The organism is Ruegeria marina (genome assembly GCF_900101475.1).
GTDB lineage: Bacteria > Pseudomonadota > Alphaproteobacteria > Rhodobacterales > Rhodobacteraceae > Ruegeria_B > Ruegeria_B marina.
On sequence record NZ_FMZV01000007.1, the window covers coordinates 35,091 to 61,125 of the forward strand.

Sequence of the window (26,035 nt, forward strand, 5' to 3'; positions counted from 1 at the left end):
TTTCAGGTTGGTGAAAACTTTGCGGCCACGCTTGCACCGGCTACAATATCTTGGCTACGCTGAATCCAGGACTTCGACAACAGGAGAGCGGATGGCCCTCGGCGCCCTGATCAAACCGCAAGATGGCAGCGTCCAGACGGACCTGCACCTGGAATTCCCCGACAACCGGCTGTTGATTGACTTGTGCGGCGAACACGACCGTCACCTGGTGCTTATAGAACAGGTCCTCGGCGTGCAGATCGTGCGGCGTGGCAATCACCTGTCGATTCTCGGCGACGACCCCGAGGCGCGCGCCCGAGCGGGCGAGATCCTTGAAGCGCTTTACGAACGTCTGCAATCGGGCCGCCCTGTCGAAGGCGCCGATGTGGATCGGGAACTTCGCATGGTCCGAGCTACCGAAGACGCTGACCCGCGCGACGGTGACCAGCTGGAAATGTTCCTGGGCGGAAGATTCGAGATAAAGACCCGCAAGAAACCGGTCGAACCGCGCACCGAGGCGCAAAAGGCCTACGTCAAGTCGCTGTTCGAGAATGAACTGGCCTTCGGCATCGGGCCTGCGGGCACCGGCAAGACCTATCTGGCGGTGGCGGTCGGCGTCACAATGTTCATCAACGGGCTGGTCGACCGCATCATCCTCAGCCGCCCGGCGGTCGAGGCCGGCGAAAAGCTGGGTTACCTGCCCGGCGACATGAAGGACAAGGTCGATCCTTACATGCAGCCGCTCTATGACGCGCTGAACGATTTCCTGCCGGGCAAGCAGGTGGCCAAGCTGATCGAGGAAAAGAAGATCGAGATCGCGCCGCTGGCCTTCATGCGCGGCCGTACCCTGGCCAATGCCTTTGTGGTGCTCGACGAGGCGCAGAACGCCACCACCATGCAGATGAAGATGTTCCTGACCCGTCTGGGCGAGGGCAGCCGCATGGTGATCACCGGCGACATCAGCCAGGTGGACCTGCCGCGCGGCGTGATGTCGGGACTGGCCGATGCCGAACGGCTGTTGAAGCCGGTCCCGGGGATCAGTTTCAACTATTTCACCTCGAAAGACGTTGTCCGGCATCCATTGGTCGCAGCGATCATCGAAGCCTATGAAAAGGACATCCCGACCTGAGACTGCCCTGCGGGAGCCGGGTCACGGTGAAAGCCGGGCGCGCGCGTTGCACCCCAAAGATTGCTGTTTCCCAGGCTTTCCGCCTCGGATAAGAGGGCGGCATGGTTGCCGATGTGATAATTGAAGACCCACGATGGGAAGCCGCCGGACTCGAGCCTTTGTCCGAGAAGGCGGTGCGTGCCACTCTGGCGCATCTGGGACTGGACCCCGATGAATGGGAAGTCTGCGTGATGGGGTGCGATGACGCCCGGATCGCCGATCTGAACCGGGACTTCCGGGGCAAGCCGGCTGCGACCAACGTGTTGTCCTGGCCTTCCGAGGAGCGGGCAGCGGAAACGGCTGGTTCGCCCCCGGATCTGCCGTCAGGCCCTGACCCCGAGCTTGGGGACATCGCAATTGCCTTTGAGACCTGCCGGCAAGAGGCCGAGGCGGCGGGCAAACCGATGGGCGATCATGTGACGCATTTGATCGTTCATGGGGTGTTACATCTGATGGGTTATGACCATATCCGTGACGAAGACGCCACGTTGATGGAAGGTTTGGAGACCGAGATACTTGGCAATCTGGGCATAGATGACCCATATTATGCGGGATGACGGGCCAAGGGGCTCTGGATTGGATTCGGAATAATGGGCGACATAGAAGGCAGTTCTAGCGCAGCGCATAGCGCGCAACCGGATGTTACCGGCGAAACGAACGCAGACAGATCTGGATTTTTCACACGCATCATGGATGCGTTCTCGACGGGCGAAGGCGAAGAAAAGACCGAGCCCGAAGGCACCTCTGCGGCGCCTGTGGCCATGCCTGGCCTTCTGAACCTGCGGCGCATGCGGGTGGAAGACGTGGCCATCCCGACCGCAGAGATCATCGCGGTGCCCGTGACCATATCCAAGGATGAATTGGTTCAGGTGTTCCGCGATAGCGGTCTGACCCGAATTCCCGTCTACGAGAACACGTTGGATACACCGCTGGGATTCGTTCACCTCAAGGATCTGGCGCTGACCCACGGGTTCAACGGCAATTCCGCCGCCTTCGATCTTGCGTCGATGCTGCGGCCGCTGCTGTTCGTGCCGCCTTCGATGTCGATCGGAGTGCTCCTGACCAAGATGCAGACGGAACGCCGTCATATGGCGCTTGTGATCGACGAATATGGCGGGGTCGACGGCCTGCTGACGATCGAGGACCTGATCGAACAGGTCGTGGGCGAGATCGAGGACGAACACGATACTGACGAGGCGCAGACCTGGGTCAAGGAACGTCCCGGCTGCTATATCGCGCAGGCGAAGACGCCGCTGGACGAGTTCGAGGCGGAAATCGGTCGATCCCTGACCAGCCACGAGGACGTGGACGAAGAGGAGATCGACACGCTGGGCGGTCTCGTCTTCATGCTGTCAGGCCGTATACCGGCCCGTGGCGAAGTCGTTCTGCATCCGGAAGGCGTTGAGTTCGAAGTCATGGATGCCGATCCACGCCGCATCAAGCGGCTGCGTGTCATGATCCCCGAAGCCGCGGCATGACCTTTCTGTCCGGTTGGCGGCTGTGGCAGCGCATGGCACTGGCCGCCGCTCTGGGCGTCATAGCAGCTTTGGGTTTGGCCCCGACTTCGATCTGGGTGGCGACGATTGCCGCACTGCTTACGGTGCCCGCCCTTTTTCAGGCGGCGCGGTCGCGCGGGCAGGCGGCCTGGACCGGCTGGGCTTTTGCCACCGGATATTTCGGCCATGCGCTTGTCTGGATCGTGGAACCCTTCATGGTCGACGTGGCCCGCCATGGCTGGATGGCGCCATTTGCCCTTGGCTTGATCGCCGGTGGCCTGGCGCTGTTCTGGGCTGCCGCCTTTGCCCTGGCAGCAATGCCCTGGCGTGGAGCCGAACAGCGGATCTTGCTCCTGGCCCTGGCGCTCGGGGTGGCGGAATGCGCCCGCGGCTATGTCTTTTCCGGTTTTCCATGGGCCGGTCTGGCGCAGATCTGGGTCGGCACCGATGCGTCGCTGCTGCTGGCCTGGTCCGGGCCGAATGGTCTGGCATTGATCACGCTGCTGGTTGCGCTGTTGCCCGGCGCTGCACTGGCGCTTGGACGCGGGGGGGCCGCTCTTCTGCTCCGGTGTCTGCCGGCTGTCGCCTTCGGACTGGCGATCGCCGCCGCTGATTCCGGACGGCCCGATATTGCGATGTCAGGCAAGACCGTGCGTCTGGTGCAGCCGAATGCCCCGCAACACCAGAAATGGGATCCCGACTGGTATCCTGTTTTTCTGGAAAGGAAGATCGAGTTTACCGGCGCCGGGCCTCGGCCAGATATGGTTGTCTGGCCGGAATCCGCCTTGCCTTACTGGCTCGAAAGAGCCGGGCCGGTCCTTCAGGAGATCGCTGATGCCGCGCGCGGCGCTCCGGTCGTGATCGGGGCCAACCGTGCGAGCGGCCCGCGCATCTTCAACTCGATGGCGGTTCTGGGGCCAGGTGGCGATGTGGACCAAGTCTATGACAAGCACCACCTGGTGCCGTTCGGCGAATATGTTCCTTTTGGCGATCTGCTGGAGCGTATCGGGATCTCGGGTTTTGCAAGCCGGGATGGGCAGGGGTTCAGTTCTGGTCCGGGACCGGCCGTGATCCGGATTGCGGGTATCGGTGCAGCCTTGCCCCTGATCTGTTACGAGGCCGTGTTTCCGCAGGACGTCAACGGCGCACCGGATCGGCCCGATTTTCTGTTGCAACTCACCAATGACGCATGGTTCGGAACCTGGTCCGGACCGTATCAGCACCTTGCACAGGCGCGCATGCGTGCAATCGAACAGGGCCTGCCCATGGTGCGGGTAGCGAATACTGGCGTTTCGGCGATGATCGACCCGCTGGGCCGGATCACGACAGCCATTCCCCTGAATCAGGCAGGCTACGCGGATGCCGAACTGCCGTTGCCGCTGGCCCCCACGGCCTACAGCCAGACCGGCGACCTGCCTGTGGTTCTGGCGATGCTCGTCCTGTTGATCGGTGTTGCCCGGATTCCGGTTCGACCTGCCGCGATAAATAGCGATTGACCTCAACAAATGCGGGGCGTATCCCGGCTCAGACCTGCCACAACGGCTTCCTGGCGTGGCATGGGTAATCATTAATGGAGCACTTTGCATGTCCCGACAGAACTACATCTTCACTTCGGAATCCGTTTCCGAAGGGCACCCGGACAAGGTTTGCGACCGGATCTCCGACGCCGTTCTCGACGCCTTTCTGACCGAGGAACCCGAAGCGCGGGTTGCCTGTGAAACCTTTGCCACCACCAATCGCGTCGTGATCGGCGGCGAAGTCGGCCTGTCGAACAAGGACAAGCTGCGTGAGTATATGGGCCGCATCGACGAAATCGCGCGCGCCTGCATCAAGGATATCGGCTACGAGCAGGACAAGTTCCACCATCAGACGGTGGAGATCACCAACCTGCTGCACGAACAGTCGGCGCATATCGCCCAGGGCGTGAACGCGTCCGGCGACAAGGACGAAGGCGCCGGCGACCAGGGCATCATGTTCGGCTACGCCAGCACCGAGACCCCGGCGCTGATGCCGGCGCCGATCCAGTACAGCCACGCGATCCTGCGCCGGCTGGCCGAGGTGCGCAAGAACGGCACCGAACCGGCGCTTGGCCCGGATGCGAAATCGCAGCTGTCGGTGATCTATCGCGATGGCAAACCGGTCGGTGTGTCGTCGATCGTGCTCTCGACCCAGCATCTGGACGAAGCGCTGACCAGCGCTGATATCCGCGCCATCGTCGAGCCCTATATTCACGAGGTTCTGCCCGAGGGCTGGATCACCGGCGACACCGTCTGGCACGTGAACCCGACCGGCAAGTTCGTCATCGGCGGCCCGGACGGCGACGCCGGCCTGACCGGTCGCAAGATCATTGTCGATACCTACGGCGGAGCCGCCCCGCATGGCGGCGGCGCCTTCTCGGGCAAGGATCCGACCAAGGTGGACCGCTCGGCCGCCTATGCCGCGCGCTACCTTGCCAAGAACGTGGTCGCCGCCGGCATGGCAGAACGCTGCACCATCCAGCTCAGCTATGCCATCGGCGTGTCGGCCCCGCTGTCGATCTATGCCGACACCCACGGCACGGGCACGGTCTCCGATGCCGAGATCGAGGCGGCCATCCCCAAGGTCATGAACCTGACCCCGCGCGGTATCCGTACGCATCTGAGCCTGAACAAGCCGATCTACCAGCGCACGGCGGCCTATGGCCATTTCGGCCGTGACCCCGAGGCCGACGGCGGTTTCAGCTGGGAACGGACGGATCTGGTCGAAGCGCTCAAGAAGGCGGTCTGACCCGGAAACCGACAAGGGGCGCAGGACACTGCGCCCCTTTCGCGTTGTCAGGAACGGGTTCGCGTCTTGCGCCCGGCGCGCGCTCGCAGTAACCCGGCGGCCATGAGCAAAACCACCCCCGACCGCCCGCGCCGCAACTTCTATGGCCGCATCAAGGGCAAGACCCTTAAACCGAACCAGCGGACCTATCTGGACGAAGACCTGACGCCCCTGTCGCCGGGCGCGGTGAGCTGGGAGGACAACCCCGACCGCGCGCCGCTCGATCTGGGGGCGATGTTCGGCGGGCGCGACGTCTGGCTGGAAATCGGCTTTGGCGGTGGCGAGCATCTGGTGCACCAGGCGGCGCGGAACCGTGACATCGGCATCATCGGGGCGGAACCTTTCATCAACGGCGTGGCGATGCTCCTGGGCAAGATCCGGGCGGCCGAGGCGGAAAACATCCGCGTCCACCCCGGCGACGTGCGCGACCTGTTCGACGTGCTGCCGGAACAGAGCATTTCGCGCGCCTTCCTGCTTTATCCAGATCCCTGGCCCAAGAAGCGCCACCATCGCCGCCGCTTTGTCACGCCCGAACATCTGGACCCGCTGGCGCGCGTGCTCAAACCCGGCGCCATCTTCCGGGTTGCCACCGACATTCCCGATTATGTCCGCCAGACGCTGGAGGAAGTGCCGCGCGCCGGATTCGAATGGTTGGCCGAAACTCCCGCCGACTGGCGCCAGCCCTGGGAGGACTGGATCTCGACCCGCTACGAGCAGAAGGCGCTGCGCGAAGGCCGGGTGCCGCATTATCTGACCTTTCGCCGCGCCCGCGACTGACGCGATCAACCCGGTATCGGATCGTTCAGCGCGCTGAACCGCCGACCCTTGCTGAACCAGGCCAGGGCAAAGGCCCACAGCATCGTGGTTTCGAAGGCAAAGGTCAGGTTCCAGGCGTTCCACCACACCTTGAATGCCGGACCCGTAAGGAACCCGATGCAGGCCAGGAACGTCACACAGCCAAGGATTGTATAGCCGCATACCCCGTAGAGCAGATTGCGCCGGCGTTTGCTCTCGATCAGACGATTGTCGCGGACATGGCGCTCGGGCACGATCCGCCGCATCACCACCAGACAGTAGATGCCCAGGTAGATGAACAGGACCGACGCCGCCATTGTGTGAATATCCCCCACATCCGGGAACAGCATGAAGAAACTGCCATCCGGCATTGGCACCACACGGTCGGGCGGCCCCGCGTGATACTGGACGAACACTCTCGACAGGAACCCCGGATGATCTTCACACCCGTTGCCGACGGTCGGAAAGATGGCGACGAAAAACGCACCCATCCCGGCTATGAAGGATCCGGTATCCTCGATCCAGTGTTCGCCGGAATAAGCGATCATGAAACCGCCGATAAAGCTCAGAAGCCCCACGAAGATCGAGCCCAGGATCTGCGCGTAATAGTAGTGGCTGATGCTGTCGCGATAGCAGTCGCCATCCAGACGCGCCCCAAGGAACATGATGATCGGCAGGCAGAGCGCGACGAGGCCAACGAGAAAGGCCAGCCTGTTTTGTGTGCGCAGGTCTTGCGCCTGCATCGGGTCCTTTTCGGGCTGCCTGGGCTGGATCCACCTGGTCGGCCCGGTGGTCAGGATGTTGGTGTTTTCCGGCATAGTCCGTTCCCTGTCTTTGGTTGATTATGCCCGTGGCCACCAATGCTATCACATCCCGCGGCGTCGACGAACCGCCGGAATGCAGCGTGCAAAACGCTCTGGACCGTTTCCGGCCGATTGTTTAGGGCTTGGGCGAAGCAAGAAAGAGGTTTCCCGCATGTCCGGACACGGCACCCCCATCCCCATGACCTCGCATCCCTGCGGCCCGCTGAGCGGTGTCGCCGATGTGCCGGGAGACAAGTCGATCTCGCACCGCTCGCTGATCCTCGGCGCCATGGCCGTGGGTGAAACGCGCATTACCGGCCTGCTCGAAGGTGAAGACGTGCTGGACACCGCCAAGGCGATGCGCGCCTTCGGGGCCGAGGTCACGCGGCACGCCGACGGCACCTGGACGGTGCAGGGCGTCGGGGTCGGCGGTTTTGCCGAGCCCGAACAGGTGATCGATTGCGGCAATTCCGGCACCGGCGTGCGGCTGATCATGGGGGCAATGGCGACATCGCCGATCACCGCGACCTTTACCGGCGACGCCAGCCTCAACAAGCGCCCGATGGCGCGGGTGACCGATCCGCTGGCGCTGTTCGGCGCGCAATCGGTGGGCCGCAAGGGCGGCCGGTTGCCGATGACCATCGTCGGCGCCGCCGATCCGGTTCCGGTGCGCTATGTGGTGCCGGTGCCGTCGGCGCAGGTGAAATCGGCGGTGCTGCTGGCCGGGCTCAACGCGCCCGGCAAGACCGTGGTGATCGAGAAGGAGGCCACCCGCGACCATTCCGAACGGATGCTGGCGGGCTTCGGCGCCGAGGTGACGGTCGAGGATACCGACGAAGGCCGCGTCATCACCCTGACCGGCCGGCCCGAGCTGAAACCGCAGGTCATCGCGGTGCCGCGTGACCCCTCGAGCGCTGCCTTTCCGGTCTGCGCCGCGCTGATCACGCCCGGTTCGGACGTGCTGGTGCCGGGCATCGGGTTGAACCCGACGCGCGCCGGTCTCTTCACCACGCTGCGCGAGATGGGCGCCGACCTGACCTACGAGAACGAGCGTACTGAGGGGGGCGAACCGGTCGCCGACCTGCGCGCGCGCTATTCGCCCGACATGAAAGGGATCACCGTCCCGTCCGAGCGCGCCGCCAGCATGATCGACGAATACCCGGTCCTGTCGGTGGTCGCCGCCAACGCCGAAGGTGTGACCATGATGGGCGGCGTCAAGGAGCTGCGGGTCAAGGAAAGCGACCGCATCGACGCGATGGCCCGCGGGTTGCGCGCCAATGGCGTGACGGTCGAAGAGGGCGAGGACTGGTGGGCCGTGCATGGGCTCGGCATCGGCAATGTGCCCGGCGGTGGCACCTGCGAGAGCTTCCTGGATCACCGGATCGCCATGTCCTTCATGGTGATGGGCATGGGCGCGCAGGCCCCCGTCTCGGTCGACGATGGCAGCCCGATCGCCACATCCTTCCCGATCTTCGAGCCGCTGATGGGCGGCCTGGGGGCCAGGCTGGAGCGGACATGAGCTTTACCGTTGCAATCGACGGTCCGGCAGCGGCAGGTAAAGGCACGATCTCGAAGGGGGTCGCGGCCCGCTTCGGGTTCGCGCATCTCGATACCGGGTTGCTGTATCGGGCGGTGGGCCGTCGGATGCTTGACGGCGAAACGCCCGAGGCCGCGGCGCTTGCCCTGACGGCCGAGGATCTGGACCGGCCCGATCTGAGGACTGCCGAAGTGGCGCAGGCCGCCAGCAAGGTGGCCGCCATTCCGGCAGTGCGCGCCGCGCTGGTCGATTTCCAGCGCGCCTTTGCCCGTCGCGCGGGTGGCGCGGTGCTGGATGGTCGCGACATCGGCACCGTGATCTGTCCCGAGGCCGAGGTGAAGCTGTTCGTGACCGCCAGCGCCGAGGTGCGCGCCGAACGGCGTTACCTGGAACTGGCGGCCAAGGGCAGCCGGATGACGCGCGAAGAGGTGCTGGCCGACGTGAAGGAGCGCGACGCGCGCGACGCCGAACGCGCCGCAGCCCCAATGAAACCTGCGAAGGATGCGGTCATGTTCGACACCAGCGCGCTGGATATCGACGCCGCGCTGGCCGCCGCCATCGCGGTCATCGAAGCCAGGATGTCCGCGAAAGGCTGATCCTTTCAGGCGTTGAGTAAATCGGAGGCGGCGCCAGCATCTGTTTGCAACGCCGGCTAATCGACGAGTTTCTGAATAGGGCAAAGACCTCTGAGCTGCCCGGCGGCGTTCGCATGCTCTTCGGGCGTCATGCCTCGTCCTCCACCCCGTTGACCAGCGTGCCGATACCGGTCACCTCGACCTCGACCATGTCGCCGGGTTTCAGGTAGCGCGGCGGATCGAACCGCGCGCCTGCGCCGGTGGGGGTGCCGGTGACGATGATGTCGCCCGGATTGAGCGTGGTGAAGGTCGAGATATAGGCGATCTCCTCGCGCACCGGAAAGATCATGTTGGCCAGCGCATCGTCCTGCCGCACCTCGCCATTGACCCGGGTGGTGATCCGCGCCGCGTCGATCTGCGCGGGATGGGTAAAGGGCACCATCCACGGCCCGATCGCGCCCGAACGGTCCCAGTTCTTGCCCTGGGTGACGTTGAACTTGGCATGCCGCACCCAGTCGCGAATGGTGCCTTCGTTGCAGATGCTGAGTCCGGCGATATGGTCATAGGCATCCTCGGCCCGGATGCGCCGCCCGCCCTTGCCGATGACCACGGCCATCTCGCCCTCGTAATCCAGCGTGTGGTTTTCCGGCGGACGGATCAGCGGCTGGCCATGTCCGACGAAGCTTTCGGGAAACCGCACGAAAAGCGACATGTATTTCGGCTGCTCGCTGCCATCGAGATACTCGGCGTTGCGCTCGGGGAAGTTGACGCCGACGCAGATGATCTTGCCGGGGTTGGGAACCGGCGGCAGATAGGTGAAATCGGTATGCGTCACCCCCCGGCCCATCGCGGCATGCGCCAGGTCGCGCAGGCCGCCCGCCGCGATCACCGCGCGCAAGTCGGGCCAGTGCGGGAAATCGGGCGACAGCGCCAGGAACCCGTCATCGCGGACGATACCGTAATACTCCTGTCCCTCGGACGAGATGGTGGCGAATTTCATGGCGTTCCTCTTGTCTGTCCCGGATATCAGACCGGGAATATCACGTTGGTCTGACCGGTCCCGGACGAGGGGAAATACTCGGTCACCACCTCGCAGGGCTTGTCGTAGCTGTCCCAGCCAAGCGCCCCGTACAGCATGGCGGTATCGTGCATCGACCCCTCGCCGCAGCAGAACCGCGCATAATCGCCCAGCATCTTCAGAAAGGTCGCATGATCGCCGCGCTTCCACAACTCCTGCACATGCAGGTCCATCTGCCGGTTGAACTCGGAACTGCTGGTAAAGGCGCCGTTGTGGGCGGCATAATTCTTGATGGCCCAGATCTTGTGGTTCAGAGAGCCCGAGGCGACCATCAGCATCTTGCTGTCGCTGGCCTCGACCGAAACCCGGTTCGCCTCTTCCACGATACGGCTCTCGTCATGGTCGCGCACAGTGCGCCAGACCGCGACCGATACCACCTTCATCTCGTGTTCCCGGCTCATGAACCGGATCGGCCCCGGTGGACCTGTCCTGCTCGCCGGTGCGATTTGCAATGCCTGCCTCGCGAAACCGCGCAAGATGGCTGTCCAGTGCGGCAAGCCATGTCGAAAGATCACTCACCGCGAATGCTTCAGAGCAATCTTTAATTATCATGTTAATTAAAGCCGGGCCGCAGTCATTTCTGCGACGCCCCCGGATGCCGGGCAAGCGGGCAAACAGGCCCCGATGGCTGCGACATCATGTTGCAAACTCGTCGCTGCATTGCAGAAAAAATCGCCGTTAGCGCCCAAAACGGACGCTTTTCACACCATTAAAGACCTAAGGGCATTTGCTTTCGGTGGGCCTCTCCCTTAAAGGTGCGCGCGATAAGGGACGGTTCACAAAAATGTCGCCTGCGCGGCACCGGAGACATTCAGCGTTTCCGGGTATTTGCCTGAGGGGTCCCATGCACTAACCAGGGCCCGCCACGGGAATCGGACACGAGAAGAACGTAGCGATCACATGCAGAATTTCAGATTGAAAAAGGGATTGGACCTGCCTGTCTCCGGTGCGCCGGAACAGATCATCCACTCCGGCCCCACCGTCGGCACGGTCGCGGTTCTCGGGCCCGATTACATCGGGCTGAAACCCCGGATGCTGGTGCAGGAGGGGGACGAGGTCCGCCGTGGCACGCCGCTCTTCTGTCACAAGGACGTGCCCGAGGCGATGATCGTCGCTCCGATGACCGGCCGCGTCGCCGCGATCAACCGGGGTGCGCGCCGGGTGCTGCAAAGCGTCGTGATCGAGGTGACGGATGCCGCCGATCCGGGGTTGGACTTTGCCTCCATCGGCAATGGCAAGACGCCCGAGGGCCTGACCGAGAAGCTCTGCGCCGCCGGTCTCTGGACCGCGTTCCGTACCCGGCCCTATTCCAAGATGCCTGCACCTGGCAGCAAGCCGGACGCGATCTTTGTCACCGCGATGGATACCGAGCCGCTGGCCGCTGACGCCGCCACCGTCATCAATGACGCGGGCAGCGCCTTTGCCACCGGACTGGCGGCGGTCGCGCTGCTGACAGAGGGCAAAACCTGGCTCTGCCACAAGCCGGGCGATGCGATCCCCGGCGGCGACGCCGCCGGCGTCGAGACCGCCATCTTCGACGGCCCGCACCCCGCAGGTCTGGCCGGGACGCATATCCATTTCCTCGACCCCTCCAGCGCCGCAAAAACGGTCTGGACCATCGGCTACCAGGATGTGATCGCCATCGGGCGGCTCTTGGACACCGGCCATATCGACCCCTCGGTCGTGATCGCGCTGGCCGGTCCCGCCGCCCGCCAGCCGCGCCTGATCCGCACCGTCATGGGGGCGTCGACCGATACGATGACCGCAGGCGAGATTTCGATCGACGCCCCCGTGCGCGTGATCTCGGGCTCGATTCTGACCGGCCGCCACGCCACCGGGCCGTTTGCCTATCTCGGCCGCTTCGCCCGTCAGGTCGCGTTGATCGAAGAGGACCGCAAGCAGCACACCCTTGGCTGGATACTTCCGATGCCGACGAAATACGCGGTGCAGCCGGTGCTGGGTTCCGCCTTTTCGCGCAAGCTTTTCAAGTTCACCTCGAACCTGAACGGCGGCCGCCGCGCCATGGTGCCCATCGGCACGTTCGAGCAACTGATGCCGCAGGATTACCTGCCCACCCAACTCCTGCGCGCCCTTCTGGTGATGGACACCGACACCGCGCAGGCGCTCGGCGCGCTGGAACTGGACGAGGAAGACCTCGGGCTCGTGGGCTTCGCCTGCCCGGCCAAATACGAATACGGGCTGGCGCTGCGCGACTGCCTGTCCAAGATCGAGAAGGAGGGCTGAGCCCATGGGGTTGCGCAACTTCTTTGACCGGATCGAGCCGAACTTCACCAAGGGCGGCAAGTACGAGAAACTCTTCCCCGTCTACGAGATGGTGGAAAGCTTTCTCTACACCCCCAAGACGGTGACCACCGTCGCCCCGCATGCCCGGTCCTATGTCGATATGAAGCGGATCATGACATATGTCGTGATCGCCACCATCCCCTGCATCCTGTGGGGTATGTGGAACACCGGCTACCAGGCCAATTCCGCCATCGCCATGCTGGGCGCCGAGGCGGCCACCGGCTGGCGGATCGCTATCCTGCAGGCGCTTGGCATTTCGCTGGATGCGGCCAACCCGCTGGCCAACGTGGCGCACGGGTTCCTCTATTTCCTGCCGATCTACCTGACGACACTGATCGTCGGCGGCATCTGGGAGGTGATTTTTGCCACCGTGCGGGGTCACGAGGTGAACGAGGGCTTCCTCGTGACCTCGATGCTCTACACCCTGATCCTGCCGGCCAGTGCGCCGTTGTGGCAGGTGGCGCTTGGCATCTCCTTTGGCGTGGTGATCGGCAAGGAGGTCTTTGGCGGAACCGGCAAGAACTTCCTCAACCCCGCGCTGGTGGGCCGTGCCTTCCTCTATTTTGCCTATCCGGCCGACATGTCCGGCGACAGCATCTGGACCCCGGTCGACGGGTTTTCCGGCGCCACCGCGCTGGCGGTATCGGCGGCGGATGGCTACCAGCAGTTGGCGGCGAACGGCATCACGTGGATGGACGCCTTCTATGGCACCATCCAGGGCAGTTTCGGCGAGACCTCGACGCTTGCCTGCCTGATTGGCCTTGCCTTCCTCTTGCTGACTAAGATTGCCAACTGGCGCCTGATCGTCGGGTGCATGGCGGGCATGATCGGCTTCTCGCTGCTGCTCAACCTGATCGGATCGGACAGCAACCCGATGTTCGCCATGCCCTGGTACTGGCACCTTGTGCTGGGCGGATATGCCTTCGGCATGGTCTTCATGGTGACCGAGCCGGTCTCGGCCAGCCACACCAACATCGGCCGCTACATCTATGGCGCGCTGATCGGTGTCATGGTCGTGCTGATCCGCGTGGTCAACCCCGCCTTCCCCGAAGGCATGATGCTTGCCATCCTCTTCGGCAACGTCTTCGCGCCGCTGATCGACTATTTCGTCGTGCAGGCCAACATCAAACGGAGGGCGCGCCGCCATGTCTGAGACCCGGAACCAGGGCCTGATTGCCCGTTTCCTCGCCGCGCCGCCGGATTCGGTGGGCAAGACCATATTCGTGGCGGTGGCCGTTTGCCTGGTCGCCTCGATGATCGTGTCTTCGGCGGCTGTCGTCCTGCGCCCCGTGCAGGAGGTCAACCGCCAGCGCGACAAGCAGGTGAACGTGTTGCAGGTCGCGGGCATCTACGAACCCGGCATCGACGTGCAAGAGGCGTTCGCCGCCTTCGAGCCGCATGTGCTCGACCTTTCGACCGGCGCTTTCACCGACTCGATCCCGCTCGACGACTATGACGCGCTGGCCTCCTCCCGTGACCCCGCCATCGTGCGGGCGCTCGATGAGGATCCCGCCGGTCTCGGCGACCAGGTCTATTTCCAGATGGTCTATCTGCTGCGCGACGAAAGCGGCGCCATCGACAAGGTGATCCTGCCGGTCGAGGGCTATGGCCTGTGGTCCACCCTCTACGGCTTCGTCGCGCTCGAAGAGAACGGCAACGATATCTTCGGCCTGCAATTCTACCAGCATGGCGAAACGCCCGGCCTTGGCGCCGAGGTGGACAACCCGCGCTGGAAGGCTCTGTGGAAGGGCAAGAAGCTGTTCGACGAGGCGGGCGATCTGAAGATCACGGTCGCCAAGACCGTGCCGCCGGCGGGCCCCGAGTTCCATGTCGATGCGCTGGCCGGGGCGACCCTGACCAGCGTCGGCGTCGACAACCTGGTCCGTTTCTGGATGGGTGAACAGGGCTATGGCCCCTTCCTCGAACGGCTGAAGGCAGGAGAGATCTGATGGCCCAGACACGCAAATCGCTGCTCGTCGATCCGCTGGTCGACAACAACCCGATCACGCTTCAGGTTCTGGGCATCTGCTCGGCGCTGGCGGTCACCACGTCGCTGCAAGTGGCCTTTGTCATGGCGCTGGCGGTAACTTTCGTGACGGCGTTCTCCTCCTTCTTCATCTCGATGCTGCGTAACCAGATCCCCAGCTCAATCCGGATCATCGTGCAGATGGTGATCATCGCCAGCCTTGTGATCCTGGTCGACCAGATCCTCAAGGCCTATGCCTTCGAGATCTCCAAGACCCTGTCGGTCTTCGTGGGTCTCATCATCACCAACTGCATCGTGATGGGCCGGGCCGAGGCGTTCGCCATGAAGAACCCGCCGGTCGCCTCGTTCATCGACGGGGTGGGCAACGGCGCGGGCTACGGGCTGATCCTGATGCTGGTCGGCGTGATCCGCGAACTGTTCGGTTCGGGTTCGCTCTTTGGCGTCACCATCCTGCAAACCGTCAACAACGGCGGCTGGTACGTGCCCAACGGGTTGCTGCTGCTGCCGCCCTCGGCCTTCTTCGTGATCGGTCTGATCATCTGGGCCTTCCGTACCTGGAAGCCCAAGCAGGTCGAGGAACGTGAATTCAAGATCCAGTCGGTGGAGGCGCACTGATGGAAGGGCTGATTTCCCTCGCGGTCAAGGCCGTATTCGTCGAGAACCTGGCGCTCAGCTTCTTTCTTGGCATGTGTACCTTCATCGCGGTCTCGAAAAAGATCTCGACCGCGCTTGGCCTCGGCATCTCGGTCATGGTGGTGCAGGCCATCACCGTGCCCGCCAACAACCTGCTGCTGAACACGCTGCTGAAACCCGGCGCGCTGGCCTGGGCGGGGTTCCCCGATGTCGATCTGACCTTCCTTGGCCTGATCTCCTACATCGGAGTCATCGCGGCGATGGTTCAGATCCTCGAGATGATCCTCGATAAGTATTTCCCGCCGCTTTACAACGCGCTTGGCATCTTCCTGCCGCTGATCACGGTGAACTGCGCGATCCTGGGCGGATCGCTGTTCATGGTCGAGCGCGACTACAACTTTGCCGAGGCGGCGACCTATGGCCTCTCTTCGGGCTTCGGCTGGGCGCTGGCGATCACCGCCATGGCCGGTGTGCGCGAAAAGCTGAAATATTCCGACGTGCCCGACGGGCTTCAGGGTCTTGGCATCACCTTCATCACCGCGGGGCTGATGGCCATGGCCTTCATGTCCTTCTCGGGCGTCAAGCTGTAAGGGGGCGGAACCGATGGAAACCTTTTCGCTGGGCGTCGTCCTCTTTACCCTGATCGTCATCGCGCTGGTCAGCATCATCCTGATGGCCCGCTCGCGGCTGGTATCGAGTGGCAACGTGAACATCACCATCAACGGGGAAAAGACAATCTCGGTCCCCGCCGGCGGCAAGCTGTTGCAGACGCTGGCGGCCGAGAAGCTGTTCGTGCCGTCGGCCTGCGGCGGCGGCGGCACTTGCGCCCAATGCCGGGTCAAGGTGCACTCGGGCGGTGGCTCGATCCTGCCGACCGAGGAAAGCCACATCACCAAGCGCGAAGCCGCCTGCGGCGACCGGCTCTCCTGCCAGGTCGCGGTCAAGCAGGACATGGAAATCGAGGTGCCCGAAGAGGTATTTGGCGTGAAGAAGTGGGAATGTACCGTGCGTTCCAACGATAACGTAGCCACCTTCATCAAGGCGCTGGTGCTGGAACTGCCCGAGGGCGAGAACGTCAACTTCCGCGCCGGCGGCTACATCCAGATCGAGGCCCCCGCGCATCAGCTGGCCTATACCGATTTCGACATTCAGGAGGAATACCGCGAGGACTGGGACAAGTTCAACCTGTGGCAATACAAGTCCACCGTGACCGCCCCGATCGAACGCGCCTATTCGATGGCCAACTACCCCGAAGAAAGGGGCATCATCATGCTCAACGTCCGCGTGGCCTCGCCGCCGCCGGGCTCTGAAGGCATCCCGGCCGGACAGATGTCGTCCTACATCTTCAACCTGAAACCGGGCGACAAGGTCACCATCTCGGGTCCGTTCGGCGAATTCTTCGCCCGCGACACCGACAAGGAGATGGTGTTCATCGGGGGCGGCGCTGGCATGGCGCCGATGCGCAGCCATATCTTCGACCAGCTCAAGCGCTTGAAATCCAAGCGCAAGATCAGCTTCTGGTACGGCGCACGCTCGCGCAAGGAGATGTTCTTTGTCGAGGATTTCGACGAACTGGCAGCCGAGAACGAGAATTTCGAATGGCACGTCGCGCTCAGCGATCCGCAGCCCGGCGACGACTGGACCGGCTATACCGGCTTCATCCACAACGTCCTGTTCGAGGAATATCTCAAGAACCACCCCGCGCCTGAAGATTGCGAGTTCTACATGTGCGGCCCGCCGATCATGAACCAGTCGGTAATCAAGATGCTGCTCGACCTCGGCGTCGACCGCGAAGATATCATGCTGGACGATTTCGGCGGATAAAGAGAAACCCGAGATTATTCGTCGAATAATCTCGGGTCCGAAAATTCGACGAATTTTCGCCCACGCGACTTACCCGACGATCATCTGCTTCATCCGCAGGGCCTCGTATTCCAGCTCGCGCAGGCGGAAATTCACCACGTCGCCAATGGTGATCATGCCACACAGGTTGCCGTCCTGAATCACCGGCATGTGGCGGAACCGGCCCTCGTTCATTCTCGTCAGCACATCTGTCAGCGTTTGTTCCGGCGTACAGGTGTGCACGGTTTTCGTCATCAGCGCCTCAACCTGCTGCGGCAGGGTCTGACCCGGTGTTTCCGCCATGCGCCGCACGATGTCACGCTCGGACAGGATGCCTTGCAGCGCGCCGTTCTGGTCCGTCACCACCACGGCGCCGATGCGCCGTTCCTTCAGCACGCCCACGACATGCCCGATGGTGTCGCTGGGCCGGACCGAGAATATCGCGTCGCCCTTGCCCTCCAGCAGCTTGGCCACAGTTGATTGCGAATGCGCCAGGTTCGAGTCGACCGTCTGGCTGTAGGTTGTCGTGTCGGTCTTGTCGCCCCGGGTCGGCGGCTGATATGAGGTGGGTGCCATGCGCGGGTCTCCTCCTGTCCTGCTGCGGGTTCACCTCCATCTTACCCCGGCAGACCGATCCGGGAAGGCCCCAAATGCTCTGGCCCGAAAATCGGCAAGACCGCGATGATCGACACCCTGTACCTGACCCCGTTTTCCGCCGCGCTGATCTTCTTTGTGGTGGTGGTTTGCGGCCACGGCTATCGCAAGACATGGAAGGCTGACCCCCCCGCGCCCCGCCTGCGGCTCTGGCTCTACGGGGTTCCGGCGGGTATCGGCCTGTTGCTGCTCGCCTTCCTGCCGCTGCGACCCTGAGGCGTTTGACACCGCTCCGCCGCTGGCCTATGCCGCAGCTGCGAAATCGCCGAGGTTTACCGATGCTCCGCTGGCTTGCCCTCTCTGCCACTCTCCTGCTCTCCGCCTGTCTCTTCGACGAAGAACCGGTCGTCGTGAAACTCTCGGGCGACACGATGGGTACCACCTATCACGTCACAGCCATCGGCCCCGGCCTGGACGAGGCGATGCTTGCGGCTGCGGTCACCGAGACGCTGACTGCCGTGAATGGCAAGATGTCGAACTGGGATCCCAATTCCGAGGTCTCGACCTTTTCGGCGAGTAAGCAGACCGCGCCGATGCCGGTGTCGGGGGATTTCGTCACCGTGATGACCGCCGCCAACGAGGTGCACGAGAAATCGGGTGGCAAGTTCGACGTGACACTCGGCCCGCTGATCGAGCTCTGGGGCTTTGGCCCGCGCAAACCCGAAGATCCGATTCCCGCTGACGATGCGATCGCCACCGCCCTGCAAGGCGTCGGGCAGACCCGTCGGCTGACGCTGGATGCCGGGGCCGGGACCATCACAAAGACCCGTCCGGAGACGGGGATCAACCTCAGCGCCATCGCCAAGGGCTTCGGCGTCGACGCCGTGGCGCGCACGCTCGCGGATCTGGGTGCGGAAAGCTACCTGGTCGAAATCGGCGGCGATCTCGTCACCAAAGGGCAGAACGACAAGGGCGAGGCCTGGCGCATCGGCATCGAACGCCCCGATCAGGGCGCCCAGAGCGTTCAGCTGGTGGTGCCTGTCAGCGATCACGGCATGGCGACCTCGGGCGATTACCGCAATTACTTCGAACACGAAGGTCGCCGTTATTCGCATATCCTCGACCCGGTCACCGGCCGCCCGGTAACCCACCGCACCACTTCGGTCACCGTGATCGCCGACACTGCCATGATGGCCGATGCCTGGGCCACCGCCATGCTGGTGCTGGGCCTCGACGAGGGTTTGAAGATTGCTGAAGCCAATGAACTCGCCGTGTATTTCATCGAAAGGGATGTGCAAGGCGGCGAAGATGCCTATATGACGGCACAGAGCAGCGCTTTTGCCGACCTGCTCAACGCTGACTGACCCTGGACAGGACACCCGAGATGACAACATTTCTGCTGGCCTTTTTCGTGCTGATGATCGTGATGCTGGGCATGTCCCTTGGCGTCATCCTGATGGGCAAGCGGATCAAGGGGAGCTGCGGTGGCCTGAACGCCATATCCGGGGCCGACCGTTGCGTTGTCTGCTCCAAGGAGATCGACCCCGACAGCCCGCTGCGCGATCGTCTGCAATGCCCGCGTGCCCGCAAGGTGGCGGCCGACATGGAACGCTCCGGGTAACGTCTCAGTCCCGGACCAGAAATCCCGACGAAATATTCGTGACCATCCGGATCGCCTGGGTGCGGTTGGCGCAGTTCGACTTCAGCAAGATGGATTTCACCTGAGCGTTGACCGTATCCAGTGAACGGCCACGCTCTTGGGCGATCTGCTTGTTGGTCTTGCCTTCGGCCATAAGTTCCAGCACGGCGCATTCCGCGTTGCTCAGGTCGAAGAGCGAGGCTATCGTGGGCAACTCAAGCCGATAGCGGCGGCTGGTATCCGTGCTCATCAACAGATACCCGGCCACCGGCCCCTCTCCCAGTTCGCGGTTCTTGTGCAAGGGAGATATGTCGATGCACAGGGCACCGGTGGCCGCAGGGCCGCCTGAATGATCGACCTCCAATGCCTCCTTTCGGGGACGCGCCCCAAACCGCCCGTGTCCTTCGACCCCGGTCATCAGCGCCCGTGCCCGGCCCAGATCGCTGTCCTGACGGAACGAAAGCCGCCCGCGCGGATCCTTGCGGAACACGCCTGCCTCTTCGGTTTGTCGCCGGAACTCCTCGTTGCCCATAATCACGTTCATACGGTCGTCGAGAACACAGAACCCCACGTCCAGCTTGTCGAGCGCTTCAACGATTGTACCGTGCCGCCGCTGCATGGCCTGAATGGGCCGTCCGATGCTCAGGGCCTTGGCTATATGCGGCAGCAGCCGGGATGCCTTGGCCAGACGCATCGGCAGGTCATTGGCGGCATCCGCTCCGAACTGCATGGAAAACCGGTCATGAAACAGCTGATCCTTGTTGAGCAGCGCGCCGCACCGGTAGCGAATGCCATATTGCATCATGGTTTTCTGATTGGGGCGTGCCAGCAATTCGGCTTCCGTCGCGGCCAGAACGGAATCCGGGATCAGCTGGATCTCGTCCGTCGCCTTGGAATGGCGGGCAAATATCGCCTGGTTGGCGATTTCCAGATCTTTGTGCAGCAACAGGTAGCCACGCACCAGGTCGGCATCGTAGGTGTCGCTGAAATGAGAGGCCAGCAGATGCGGCTTGTCATCGGGTGTTCCCACCTCGAAGATCATGGCACCCATCGCGCCGACATAATGCGCGATCTCGGTCAACAGAGCGGGCCACTTTCCCGGATCCAACGCAGCGTCGTAAATGGAAACTACTATCTGGTCGTGCCGGTCAGTTGTGGACATGGGTCTTGGTGATTCGGATTGTTGAAATGAATATAGCGGGTTTCGCCAATTCCGGTGATTATTGTAAATCGCCGGTTCATTACCCTGCGTTTCATTCAAGCCTGAAAGTGAGTGACTCGAGGAAAAGAGAATTATCGTGCCAGGCTGGTGTCTGTCACGTGCCATTCATCAAAACTGATCCGGAAGATCGACGATATTCAGGGAGCCGACCCTGATCGGGACATGCGCAAAGCGGACACCGGTCAGCACGTTGGAAATATGCGAACTGGAAGACGCAAAGACATGTCAAAATTGAAAAAGTAATTTGAAAAACATGTTCTGGCGGCACAATGACACCGCCGCCCCCGTTGCGACGGGCGGCGCGGTTGGCACCGGATCAGAGGTGAGTCATGATTTCGAGACACAGCGTCTGCCGGGGCCTCGAATGCCTCGACCAGGGCTGGAACGACGCCCAACAGCGCTGGTGGTGCCGCAAGATCCAGGGTCTGCGCCAAGCGTGCGCAAAACCTGGGTCGGGCTGACATGCTCGGTCTGCCGAACCAACGAGATCACCGACCAGCGCCATCGCTTTCGGATTGAAGGTGCGCCGACGCTGGCCGACAAGAACGCGGCCGCCAGGATGCGCTACGGCCATGCAAGGCAGGATGCGCAGGGCCATATCCGCCAGGGCGCGCGAGGTGTTTACCCGCCGGGTCGATGGTGGAAGCTGCGCCGAGTGCCACAGTCAGATGGATCCCACCGATACAACCAGCCCGATGGCGACCACGATGACACGCGTTCCGATGTCGGCACGTTCACCAACTGCATCCCCTTCACTTGCCGCGCCCGCGCCGTGCAGGAGTGCCTGTAACCCCTGTGATCCGTCCCGACCCTTGCGCTGGGTTGAGAGTGCGGGAGCCTCCGGCGGGAGTATTTCGAACCAGAAAGAAGCCCGAAGGGTGCTGCTTCTTTCTGGTCGGAAATACTCCAGGGGGTCCGGGGGGCTGGCCCCCCGGCGCGGTTCACTCGTTCATCCGGCCAGTTTTTGTCCCAACAGGAAGGCCGCGACGCAGAGCGCGACGCTGGCAAGGATGTTGCCCGCCGCGGTCAGGATCGTGCGCGAGCGATGCAGGTCCAGCGTCTGGTAGGCAAAGCTGGAAAATGTGGTCAGCCCCCCGCAAAAGCCGAACACAAGCCGGCGCGCGTCTTCGCTGACGGCTGCGCCGACGGCGTCCAGATGCCCCAGCCAAAGGCCCAGCAGCAGCGTACCCGCGACGTTCACGGCAAGCGTCGCCAGCGGCAGGTCATGGGTGATGCGGCGCGCGGTCCAGTGCCTGAGCACCGCGCCCAAACCGCCGCCAAGGGCAAAGAGGAGATGCAGGTAAAGGCCGCTCATCGCGCCTCTCGGCGGCGTCCAACCGCCTCGCCCAGAACCGCCGCGGCAAGACCGGCGGCGATCTCCAGCGCCATGGCGCCAAGTCCCGTGGTCCAGCCCTCCAGCCGGACCATCCGGTCAAGCTCGAAGATGAACGAGGAAAAGGTCGAAAGCCCGCCGCAGAACCCCACCGCGCCCAGGTGCAGCACATGCGCATGGACCCGGTTCCGCACGGCAAAAAGCCAGCCCAGGATCAGGCAGGACACGGTGTTGATGCCAAATGTCGCCGTCACCAGCGGCAGTCCGGGGATCTCCAGCGCAAGCGCCTCGCGCAGCAGCGAGCCCGCCGCGCCGCCCGCGAATACCGCCAGATACATGCCTGCCCGTGTCACCTGTGCCCCCGTTTGCCCGTGCCACCGGCATAGCGGGCGAAGGGTCGGTTTTCAATTCCGCCCGGTCCGTCAGGCCAGCGCGAGGATCTCGCGCGCCTCTTGCCAACTGGCTACCGGGCGTTCGTATTTCTCGCAAAGCTCCGCTGCCCGCCGCACCAGCGCCGCGTTCGATGGCGCCAGCCGGTCGCGGTCCAGCCGCACGTTATCCTCAAGCCCCGTGCGCGTGTGACCCCCCGCCGCGATGGCCCATTCGTTGACCACGATCTGGTTCGGGCCGATTCCTGCGGCGCACCATTCCGCCTGCGGCGCGCGGCTCTGCATCATGTGAACGTAGAAATCGAACACCTCGCGGTCGGCGGGCATGGCGTTCTTCACCCCCAGCACGAACTGCACGTAGAGCTTGCCGTACAGCTGCCCTTTCCCATGCATGTCGATGGCGCGCAGGATATGGCTCAGGTCAAAGGCCTCGATCTCCGGCGTCACGTGATAGGTCCGCATCTCGGAGGCCAGCCAGTCGACCAGATCGGGCGGGTTTTCATAGACCCGCGTCGGAAAGTTGTTTGACCCCACCGACAGCGAGGCCATGTCAGGCGCGAGCGGCAGCATGCCGCCCCGCGCCTGTCCCGCCCCTGACCGGCCGCCGGTCGAGAATTGCACGATCATGCCGGGGCAGTGCTGCCGCAGCCCCTCCAGCAGCCGACCGAACCGCTCGGGGTCGCTGGTGGGCGTCTGGTCGTCGTTGCGCACATGGCAATGGGCGATGCTTGCGCCCGCCTCGAACGCCTCTTGCGTGCTTTCGACCTGTTCTTCGACCGTGATCGGCACCGCCGGGTTGTTGGCCTTGGTGGGCAGCGACCCGGTGATGGCGACGCAGATGATACAGGGTTTGGTCATGGCTTTCTCCCGGTTCAGATGTCGAAGAACACCGTCTCGTTCTCACCCTGCAATCGGATGACGAACCGGTAGACCACCTTGCCGTCCTTCTCGTTGCGCTTGGCGATCAGCGTCTGGCGGCGGTTCTCCCACTCGATCATGTTGATCACCGGGTCGGCGGCATTGGCCTCGGTCTCGTCTTCGAAATAGAGCCTTGTGTTGAGGCCGACATTGATGCCGCGCGCCACGATCCACAGGTTGATATGCGGTGCCTGCACCGCTCCGTTCCTGCCCGGGACTGCCCCCGGCTTGACGGTGTCGAAGCCCCACTCGCCGGTGGTAAAATCGGTTATCACCCGGCCCCAGCCGCGAAACCCCTCCTCGACCGCGCCCGCGTGTTCGGGATGGGCGTAAATGCCGTCGGCATTGGCCTGCCAGGCTTCCAGCAGCACGTCCTTGACCGGGCTGCCGGTGCCGTCGATCACCAACCCCTCGACCCGGATTCGTTCGCCGCGCGCATTTGGCCCGGCGATGTCCCAGCCCAGTTCCTGCTTGTAGATGTCGAACCCGGCGGCTCCCGGTGCCAGCCCGATATGCACATAGGGCCCGGCGGTCTGCGACGGGGTTTCCTTGAGGTATTCAAGAGACTGCGGCATCAGTTCCCCTCCAGACGGTTTTCGAACAGGGTCGACCGGCGCCCGCGCAGCACCACGTCGAACTTGTAGGCGATGGTATCCAGCGGGATCGTTGCGTTCAGGTCCAGGGGCGCGATCAGCCGGTCGATCGCCGCGGGATCGGGAATGGTGTTCACGATCGGGCATTTCGCGATCAGCGGATCGCCCTCGAAATAGCATTGCGTGATCAGCCGCTGCGCGAAGGCCGTGCCGAAGATCGACATGTGGATATGCGCCGGCCGCCAGTTGTTGACCCAGTTGCGCCAGGGGTAGGCGCCGGGCTTCACCGTGCGGAAATAGTAATACCCGTTCTCGTCAGTCAGGGTCCGGCCGCAGCCGCCGAAATTCGGGTCGATGGGCGCCAGATAGGTGTCCTTCTTGTGCCGGTACCGCCCGCCCGCATTGGCCTGCCAGATCTCGACCAGAGTATGGGGCAGGGGGCGGCCGTTCTCGTCCAGAACCCTGCCATGCAGGATGATCCGCTCGCCGATCGCGCTCTCGCCCGGCTTGGCATAGTTGTAGATCAGGTCGTTGTCGCCCCCGTCGATGTCATTGTGACCGAACACCGGGCCGGTGATCTCGCTCACCGTGTTCTCCAGGCTGATCAGCGCCTGCCGGGGCGAGCGCGCCACCGAGGTCTTGTAGTCGGGAACATAGGCAGGCGGGTGCCACTCCCTGTCCCTTTGGTAGAATTCACCGGGTTTGAGCATCTTTGTGGTCTCCTCTCTCGGGCGGGACGTTTCGCGCGTTTCCCGGACTATTCCTGTTCCATCTCGGCATAAGTCTGCTTGGCCAGCTTCAGCGCCTGGTTGGCGCGCGGCACACCGGCATAGATCGCCACATGCTGGAACGCCTCCAGCACGTCCTGCTTGCTGGCACCGGTGCGGGCGGTGGCGCGGATATGCATGGGGATCTCCTCGAAATTCCCCATCGCCGCCAACAGCGCCAGCGTCAGCATCGACCGTTCCCGGTCGCTGATCCCGCCCGAGGCCCAAACCGTGCCCCAGGCGCCCTCGGTGATCAGCGTCTGGAACGGCACGTCGAACTCGGTCTTGGCCGCCTCGGCCCGGTCGACATAGGCATCGCCCAGCACCTTGCGGCGCACCTTCATTCCGTTGTCATAGCGTTCGGACATCCGTCTTCCTTTCCGCTGTGGCCTAGTAGGGCAGACCGACATAGTTCTGTGCAAGCACCGTCTGCGCATCCCGGCTGTCGCGCAGGAATTCCACTTCGGCATGCTGGATCTTCAGGTCGAACTCCGACTGATGCGGGAACCGGTGCAGCAATGTGGTCATCCACCAGCTGAACCGCTGCGTCTTCCACACCCGCGCCAGCGCCTTTTCCGAATAGCGGTCGATGCCCTCGGTCTCGCCGGTCTCGTAGACCTGCACCAGCGCGTGATACAGGTAATGGATGTCGCTCGCCGCCGTGTTCAGCCCCTTGGCCCCGGTCGGCGGCACGATATGGGCCGCATCCCCGCACAGAAACAGTCGCCCCCAGCGCATCGGCTCGCAGACGAACGACCTGAGCGGTGCGATGGATTTCTCGATCGACGGGCCAGTTACCAGCCGCTCCGCCGCCTCGGCCGGAATGCGCCGTTTCAGCTCCTGCCAGAACGCCGCATCGGTCCAGTCCTCGGCATGGTCGGACAACGAACACTGGATGTAGTACCGGCTCAGGTTGGCGTTGCGCATCGAACACAGAGCAAACCCGCGATCCGACCCGGCATAGATCAACTCGTCATTCACCGGCGGGGTCTCCGACAGGATGCCCAGCCAGCCAAACGGATAGACCTTTTCGTATTCCCGCCGCACCGTCAGCGGGATCGTCTGGCGGCTGATCCCGTGGAACCCGTCGCAGCCCGCCACATAGTCGCAGTCGATCCGGTGCTCGGTGCCGTCCAACTGATAGGTGACATAGGGCGCGGTGCTGTCGGCCCCATGAATTTCGACATGTTCGGTGTTGAACACGATCTTGGCCCCGGACGCCGCGCGCGCATCATACAGATCGCGCGTCACCTCGGTCTGGCCATAGACAACCACATGATTGCCGGTCAGCTTCTGGAAATTGACACCGAACTGCATGTCGCCATAGGAAATCACTGTGCCGTCATGGATATAGCTTTCGCGATCCATCCGCTCGGCCACGCCCGCCTCGCGCATCAGGTTGACAAAGCCCACCTCCAGCACCCCGGCCCGAATGCGGCCCAGCACGTATTCGCGGGTCTTGCGCTCCAGCACCACGGTGTCGATGCCCTTGCGGTGCAACAGCTGCCCCAAAAGCAACCCTGATGGTCCTCCGCCAATAATGACAACCTGAGTCCGCATGTCCGATCCTCCCTGATG

General features: G+C 63.2%; 30 protein-coding genes and 1 riboswitch. Of the genes, 18 read left to right on the plus strand and 12 right to left on the minus strand.

Annotation, left to right across the window (positions count from 1 at the left end; all coding sequences use genetic code 11):
- Positions 1-91 precede the first annotated feature (91 nt).
- The 6 genes from BLT75_RS11345 to trmB all read left to right on the plus strand — a co-directional run bounded on the left by BLT75_RS11345 (position 92) and on the right by trmB (position 6,225).
- Complete coding sequence (locus BLT75_RS11345; RefSeq protein WP_093031288.1) at positions 92-1,108, plus strand: PhoH family protein; 1,017 nt, start codon at positions 92-94, stop codon at positions 1,106-1,108.
- A 101-nt stretch (positions 1,109-1,209) separates the two neighbouring features.
- Positions 1,210-1,704, plus strand: coding sequence for an rRNA maturation RNase YbeY (gene ybeY, locus BLT75_RS11350; protein ID WP_093031291.1), 495 nt, complete (start codon positions 1,210-1,212; stop codon positions 1,702-1,704).
- Positions 1,705-1,737: 33 nt separating this feature from the next.
- Positions 1,738-2,625, plus strand: a complete 888-nt coding sequence (locus BLT75_RS11355; RefSeq protein WP_093031294.1) for a hemolysin family protein — start codon at positions 1,738-1,740, stop codon at positions 2,623-2,625.
- On the plus strand, positions 2,622-4,139 hold the full coding sequence (gene lnt, locus BLT75_RS11360; protein ID WP_093031297.1) for an apolipoprotein N-acyltransferase: 1,518 nt from the start codon (positions 2,622-2,624) through the stop codon (positions 4,137-4,139). Before BLT75_RS11355 ends, lnt begins: the two co-directional genes overlap by 4 nt.
- A 31-nt stretch (positions 4,140-4,170) precedes the next feature.
- Positions 4,171-4,221, plus strand: a riboswitch (SAM-SAH riboswitch).
- A 6-nt stretch (positions 4,222-4,227) separates the two neighbouring features.
- A complete protein-coding gene (gene metK, locus BLT75_RS11365; RefSeq protein ID WP_093031300.1) occupies positions 4,228-5,409 on the plus strand; it encodes a methionine adenosyltransferase in 1,182 nt (393 codons plus the stop codon).
- Positions 5,410-5,511: 102 nt separating this feature from the next.
- The gene (trmB, locus tag BLT75_RS11370; RefSeq protein WP_176827954.1) at positions 5,512-6,225 is read left to right on the plus strand and encodes a tRNA (guanine(46)-N(7))-methyltransferase TrmB; all 714 of its coding nucleotides are present in this window, start codon (positions 5,512-5,514) and stop codon (positions 6,223-6,225) included.
- 5 nt (positions 6,226-6,230) lie between these two features.
- On the opposite strand, the gene BLT75_RS11375 is transcribed toward trmB, so the two are convergent.
- A complete protein-coding gene (locus tag BLT75_RS11375) occupies positions 6,231-7,061 on the minus strand; it encodes a hypothetical protein (RefSeq protein ID WP_093031305.1) in 831 nt (276 codons plus the stop codon).
- 157 nt (positions 7,062-7,218) lie between these two features.
- Here BLT75_RS11375 and aroA point away from each other — a divergent pair, with 157 nt between their 5' ends.
- Both aroA and cmk read left to right on the plus strand, forming a co-directional pair.
- Positions 7,219-8,565, plus strand: a complete 1,347-nt coding sequence (gene aroA / locus BLT75_RS11380; RefSeq protein ID WP_093031308.1) for a 3-phosphoshikimate 1-carboxyvinyltransferase — start codon at positions 7,219-7,221, stop codon at positions 8,563-8,565.
- Positions 8,562-9,179 (plus strand): (d)CMP kinase, encoded by a 618-nt coding sequence (cmk, locus tag BLT75_RS11385; RefSeq protein ID WP_093031311.1) that lies wholly within the window; start codon positions 8,562-8,564, stop codon positions 9,177-9,179. The genes aroA and cmk overlap by 4 nt, the downstream gene beginning before the upstream one ends.
- 127 nt (positions 9,180-9,306) lie before the next feature.
- Here cmk and BLT75_RS11390 read toward each other — a convergent pair whose 3' ends face one another.
- Together BLT75_RS11390 and BLT75_RS11395 are read right to left on the minus strand one after the other, a co-directional pair.
- The gene (locus tag BLT75_RS11390) at positions 9,307-10,158 is read right to left on the minus strand and encodes a fumarylacetoacetate hydrolase family protein (RefSeq protein ID WP_093031314.1); all 852 of its coding nucleotides are present in this window, start codon (positions 10,156-10,158) and stop codon (positions 9,307-9,309) included.
- A 26-nt stretch (positions 10,159-10,184) separates the two neighbouring features.
- The gene (locus BLT75_RS11395) at positions 10,185-10,637 is read right to left on the minus strand and encodes a DODA-type extradiol aromatic ring-opening family dioxygenase (RefSeq protein WP_245706492.1); all 453 of its coding nucleotides are present in this window, start codon (positions 10,635-10,637) and stop codon (positions 10,185-10,187) included.
- Positions 10,638-11,136: 499 nt separating this feature from the next.
- On the opposite strand from BLT75_RS11395, the gene BLT75_RS11400 reads away from it, so the two are divergent.
- Genes BLT75_RS11400 through nqrF form a run of 6 tightly spaced genes read left to right on the plus strand, consistent with a single transcriptional unit; the run spans position 11,137 to position 16,984 of the window.
- Entirely contained in the window at positions 11,137-12,480 is a 1,344-nt protein-coding gene (locus tag BLT75_RS11400) for a Na(+)-translocating NADH-quinone reductase subunit A (RefSeq protein ID WP_093031317.1), read from the plus strand.
- Between the two features lie 4 nt (positions 12,481-12,484).
- On the plus strand, positions 12,485-13,693 hold the full coding sequence (locus BLT75_RS11405; RefSeq protein WP_093031320.1) for an NADH:ubiquinone reductase (Na(+)-transporting) subunit B: 1,209 nt from the start codon (positions 12,485-12,487) through the stop codon (positions 13,691-13,693).
- On the plus strand, positions 13,686-14,489 hold the full coding sequence (locus BLT75_RS11410) for a Na(+)-translocating NADH-quinone reductase subunit C (RefSeq protein WP_093031322.1): 804 nt from the start codon (positions 13,686-13,688) through the stop codon (positions 14,487-14,489). Before BLT75_RS11405 ends, BLT75_RS11410 begins: the two co-directional genes overlap by 8 nt.
- Positions 14,489-15,142 carry an NADH:ubiquinone reductase (Na(+)-transporting) subunit D gene (locus BLT75_RS11415; RefSeq protein ID WP_093031325.1) on the plus strand — a complete coding sequence of 218 codons (654 nt, stop codon included), beginning with the start codon at positions 14,489-14,491 and terminating at the stop codon, positions 15,140-15,142. The genes BLT75_RS11410 and BLT75_RS11415 overlap by 1 nt, the downstream gene beginning before the upstream one ends.
- Positions 15,142-15,750 carry an NADH:ubiquinone reductase (Na(+)-transporting) subunit E gene (gene nqrE, locus BLT75_RS11420; protein WP_093031328.1) on the plus strand — a complete coding sequence of 203 codons (609 nt, stop codon included), beginning with the start codon at positions 15,142-15,144 and terminating at the stop codon, positions 15,748-15,750. Before BLT75_RS11415 ends, nqrE begins: the two co-directional genes overlap by 1 nt.
- A gap of 13 nt (positions 15,751-15,763) precedes the next feature.
- A complete protein-coding gene (gene nqrF, locus BLT75_RS11425) occupies positions 15,764-16,984 on the plus strand; it encodes an NADH:ubiquinone reductase (Na(+)-transporting) subunit F (RefSeq protein ID WP_093031330.1) in 1,221 nt (406 codons plus the stop codon).
- Positions 16,985-17,053: 69 nt separating this feature from the next.
- Here the strand turns inward: nqrF and BLT75_RS11430 are convergent, their stop codons facing one another.
- Positions 17,054-17,578 (minus strand): CBS domain-containing protein, encoded by a 525-nt coding sequence (locus BLT75_RS11430; protein ID WP_093031332.1) that lies wholly within the window; start codon positions 17,576-17,578, stop codon positions 17,054-17,056.
- Positions 17,579-17,683: 105 nt separating this feature from the next.
- Between BLT75_RS11430 and BLT75_RS11435 the strand changes: the two genes are divergently transcribed.
- The 3 genes from BLT75_RS11435 (at position 17,684) to nqrM (ending at position 19,217) form a co-directional block, all read left to right on the plus strand.
- Positions 17,684-17,872: a hypothetical protein gene (locus tag BLT75_RS11435; protein WP_093031334.1), complete on the plus strand. Its 189-nt coding sequence runs from the start codon at positions 17,684-17,686 to the stop codon at positions 17,870-17,872.
- A 62-nt stretch (positions 17,873-17,934) separates the two neighbouring features.
- Complete coding sequence (locus tag BLT75_RS11440; protein ID WP_245706493.1) at positions 17,935-18,960, plus strand: FAD:protein FMN transferase; 1,026 nt, start codon at positions 17,935-17,937, stop codon at positions 18,958-18,960.
- 20 nt (positions 18,961-18,980) lie between these two features.
- On the plus strand, positions 18,981-19,217 hold the full coding sequence (gene nqrM, locus BLT75_RS11445; RefSeq protein ID WP_093031338.1) for a (Na+)-NQR maturation NqrM: 237 nt from the start codon (positions 18,981-18,983) through the stop codon (positions 19,215-19,217).
- A gap of 4 nt (positions 19,218-19,221) precedes the next feature.
- On the opposite strand, the gene BLT75_RS11450 is transcribed toward nqrM, so the two are convergent.
- Positions 19,222-20,316: a helix-turn-helix transcriptional regulator gene (locus BLT75_RS11450; RefSeq protein WP_245706495.1), complete on the minus strand. Its 1,095-nt coding sequence runs from the start codon at positions 20,314-20,316 to the stop codon at positions 19,222-19,224.
- 577 nt (positions 20,317-20,893) lie between these two features.
- Here BLT75_RS11450 and BLT75_RS11455 point away from each other — a divergent pair.
- Entirely contained in the window at positions 20,894-21,247 is a 354-nt protein-coding gene (locus BLT75_RS11455) for a hypothetical protein (protein WP_093031342.1), read from the plus strand.
- A gap of 159 nt (positions 21,248-21,406) precedes the next feature.
- On the opposite strand, the gene crcB is transcribed toward BLT75_RS11455, so the two are convergent.
- From crcB to pobA, 7 genes are all read right to left on the minus strand, one after another.
- Entirely contained in the window at positions 21,407-21,772 is a 366-nt protein-coding gene (gene crcB / locus BLT75_RS11460; RefSeq protein WP_093031344.1) for a fluoride efflux transporter CrcB, read from the minus strand.
- Positions 21,769-22,143, minus strand: coding sequence for a fluoride efflux transporter FluC (locus tag BLT75_RS11465; protein ID WP_245706497.1), 375 nt, complete (start codon positions 22,141-22,143; stop codon positions 21,769-21,771). The genes crcB and BLT75_RS11465 overlap by 4 nt, the downstream gene beginning before the upstream one ends.
- A gap of 69 nt (positions 22,144-22,212) precedes the next feature.
- Complete coding sequence (locus tag BLT75_RS11470) at positions 22,213-23,037, minus strand: 3-oxoadipate:acetyl-CoA acetyltransferase (protein WP_093031348.1); 825 nt, start codon at positions 23,035-23,037, stop codon at positions 22,213-22,215.
- 14 nt (positions 23,038-23,051) lie between these two features.
- Entirely contained in the window at positions 23,052-23,672 is a 621-nt protein-coding gene (gene pcaG / locus BLT75_RS11475; protein WP_093031350.1) for a protocatechuate 3,4-dioxygenase subunit alpha, read from the minus strand.
- Positions 23,672-24,400, minus strand: coding sequence for a protocatechuate 3,4-dioxygenase subunit beta (pcaH, locus tag BLT75_RS11480; protein ID WP_093031352.1), 729 nt, complete (start codon positions 24,398-24,400; stop codon positions 23,672-23,674). Before pcaH ends, pcaG begins: the two co-directional genes overlap by 1 nt.
- 47 nt (positions 24,401-24,447) lie before the next feature.
- A complete protein-coding gene (pcaC, locus tag BLT75_RS11485) occupies positions 24,448-24,825 on the minus strand; it encodes a 4-carboxymuconolactone decarboxylase (RefSeq protein WP_093031354.1) in 378 nt (125 codons plus the stop codon).
- A gap of 22 nt (positions 24,826-24,847) precedes the next feature.
- Complete coding sequence (gene pobA, locus BLT75_RS11490; RefSeq protein WP_093031355.1) at positions 24,848-26,017, minus strand: 4-hydroxybenzoate 3-monooxygenase; 1,170 nt, start codon at positions 26,015-26,017, stop codon at positions 24,848-24,850.
- Positions 26,018-26,035 lie beyond the last annotated feature (18 nt).

Excerpts from the sequence above, each read along its gene's own strand:
- BLT75_RS11345 (WP_093031288.1), top strand. The coding sequence starts at position 92 with ATGGCCCTCGGCGCCCTGATCAAACCGCAAGATGGCAGCGTCCAGACG.
- ybeY (WP_093031291.1), top strand. The coding sequence starts at position 1,210 with ATGGTTGCCGATGTGATAATTGAAGACCCACGATGGGAAGCCGCCGGA.
- BLT75_RS11355 (WP_093031294.1), top strand. The coding sequence starts at position 1,738 with ATGGGCGACATAGAAGGCAGTTCTAGCGCAGCGCATAGCGCGCAACCG.
- lnt (WP_093031297.1), top strand. The coding sequence starts at position 2,622 with ATGACCTTTCTGTCCGGTTGGCGGCTGTGGCAGCGCATGGCACTGGCC.
- metK (WP_093031300.1), top strand. The coding sequence starts at position 4,228 with ATGTCCCGACAGAACTACATCTTCACTTCGGAATCCGTTTCCGAAGGG.
- trmB (WP_176827954.1), top strand. The coding sequence starts at position 5,512 with ATGAGCAAAACCACCCCCGACCGCCCGCGCCGCAACTTCTATGGCCGC.
- BLT75_RS11375 (WP_093031305.1), bottom strand. The coding sequence starts at position 7,061 with ATGCCGGAAAACACCAACATCCTGACCACCGGGCCGACCAGGTGGATC.
- aroA (WP_093031308.1), top strand. The coding sequence starts at position 7,219 with ATGTCCGGACACGGCACCCCCATCCCCATGACCTCGCATCCCTGCGGC.
- cmk (WP_093031311.1), top strand. The coding sequence starts at position 8,562 with ATGAGCTTTACCGTTGCAATCGACGGTCCGGCAGCGGCAGGTAAAGGC.
- BLT75_RS11390 (WP_093031314.1), bottom strand. The coding sequence starts at position 10,158 with ATGAAATTCGCCACCATCTCGTCCGAGGGACAGGAGTATTACGGTATC.
- BLT75_RS11395 (WP_245706492.1), bottom strand. The coding sequence starts at position 10,637 with ATGAGCCGGGAACACGAGATGAAGGTGGTATCGGTCGCGGTCTGGCGC.
- BLT75_RS11400 (WP_093031317.1), top strand. The coding sequence starts at position 11,137 with ATGCAGAATTTCAGATTGAAAAAGGGATTGGACCTGCCTGTCTCCGGT.
- BLT75_RS11405 (WP_093031320.1), top strand. The coding sequence starts at position 12,485 with ATGGGGTTGCGCAACTTCTTTGACCGGATCGAGCCGAACTTCACCAAG.
- BLT75_RS11410 (WP_093031322.1), top strand. The coding sequence starts at position 13,686 with ATGTCTGAGACCCGGAACCAGGGCCTGATTGCCCGTTTCCTCGCCGCG.
- BLT75_RS11415 (WP_093031325.1), top strand. The coding sequence starts at position 14,489 with ATGGCCCAGACACGCAAATCGCTGCTCGTCGATCCGCTGGTCGACAAC.
- nqrE (WP_093031328.1), top strand. The coding sequence starts at position 15,142 with ATGGAAGGGCTGATTTCCCTCGCGGTCAAGGCCGTATTCGTCGAGAAC.
- nqrF (WP_093031330.1), top strand. The coding sequence starts at position 15,764 with ATGGAAACCTTTTCGCTGGGCGTCGTCCTCTTTACCCTGATCGTCATC.
- BLT75_RS11430 (WP_093031332.1), bottom strand. The coding sequence starts at position 17,578 with ATGGCACCCACCTCATATCAGCCGCCGACCCGGGGCGACAAGACCGAC.
- BLT75_RS11435 (WP_093031334.1), top strand. The coding sequence starts at position 17,684 with ATGATCGACACCCTGTACCTGACCCCGTTTTCCGCCGCGCTGATCTTC.
- BLT75_RS11440 (WP_245706493.1), top strand. The coding sequence starts at position 17,935 with ATGCTCCGCTGGCTTGCCCTCTCTGCCACTCTCCTGCTCTCCGCCTGT.
- nqrM (WP_093031338.1), top strand. The coding sequence starts at position 18,981 with ATGACAACATTTCTGCTGGCCTTTTTCGTGCTGATGATCGTGATGCTG.
- crcB (WP_093031344.1), bottom strand. The coding sequence starts at position 21,772 with ATGAGCGGCCTTTACCTGCATCTCCTCTTTGCCCTTGGCGGCGGTTTG.
- BLT75_RS11470 (WP_093031348.1), bottom strand. The coding sequence starts at position 23,037 with ATGACCAAACCCTGTATCATCTGCGTCGCCATCACCGGGTCGCTGCCC.
- pcaG (WP_093031350.1), bottom strand. The coding sequence starts at position 23,672 with ATGCCGCAGTCTCTTGAATACCTCAAGGAAACCCCGTCGCAGACCGCC.
- pcaH (WP_093031352.1), bottom strand. The coding sequence starts at position 24,400 with ATGCTCAAACCCGGTGAATTCTACCAAAGGGACAGGGAGTGGCACCCG.
- pcaC (WP_093031354.1), bottom strand. The coding sequence starts at position 24,825 with ATGTCCGAACGCTATGACAACGGAATGAAGGTGCGCCGCAAGGTGCTG.
- pobA (WP_093031355.1), bottom strand. The coding sequence starts at position 26,017 with ATGCGGACTCAGGTTGTCATTATTGGCGGAGGACCATCAGGGTTGCTT.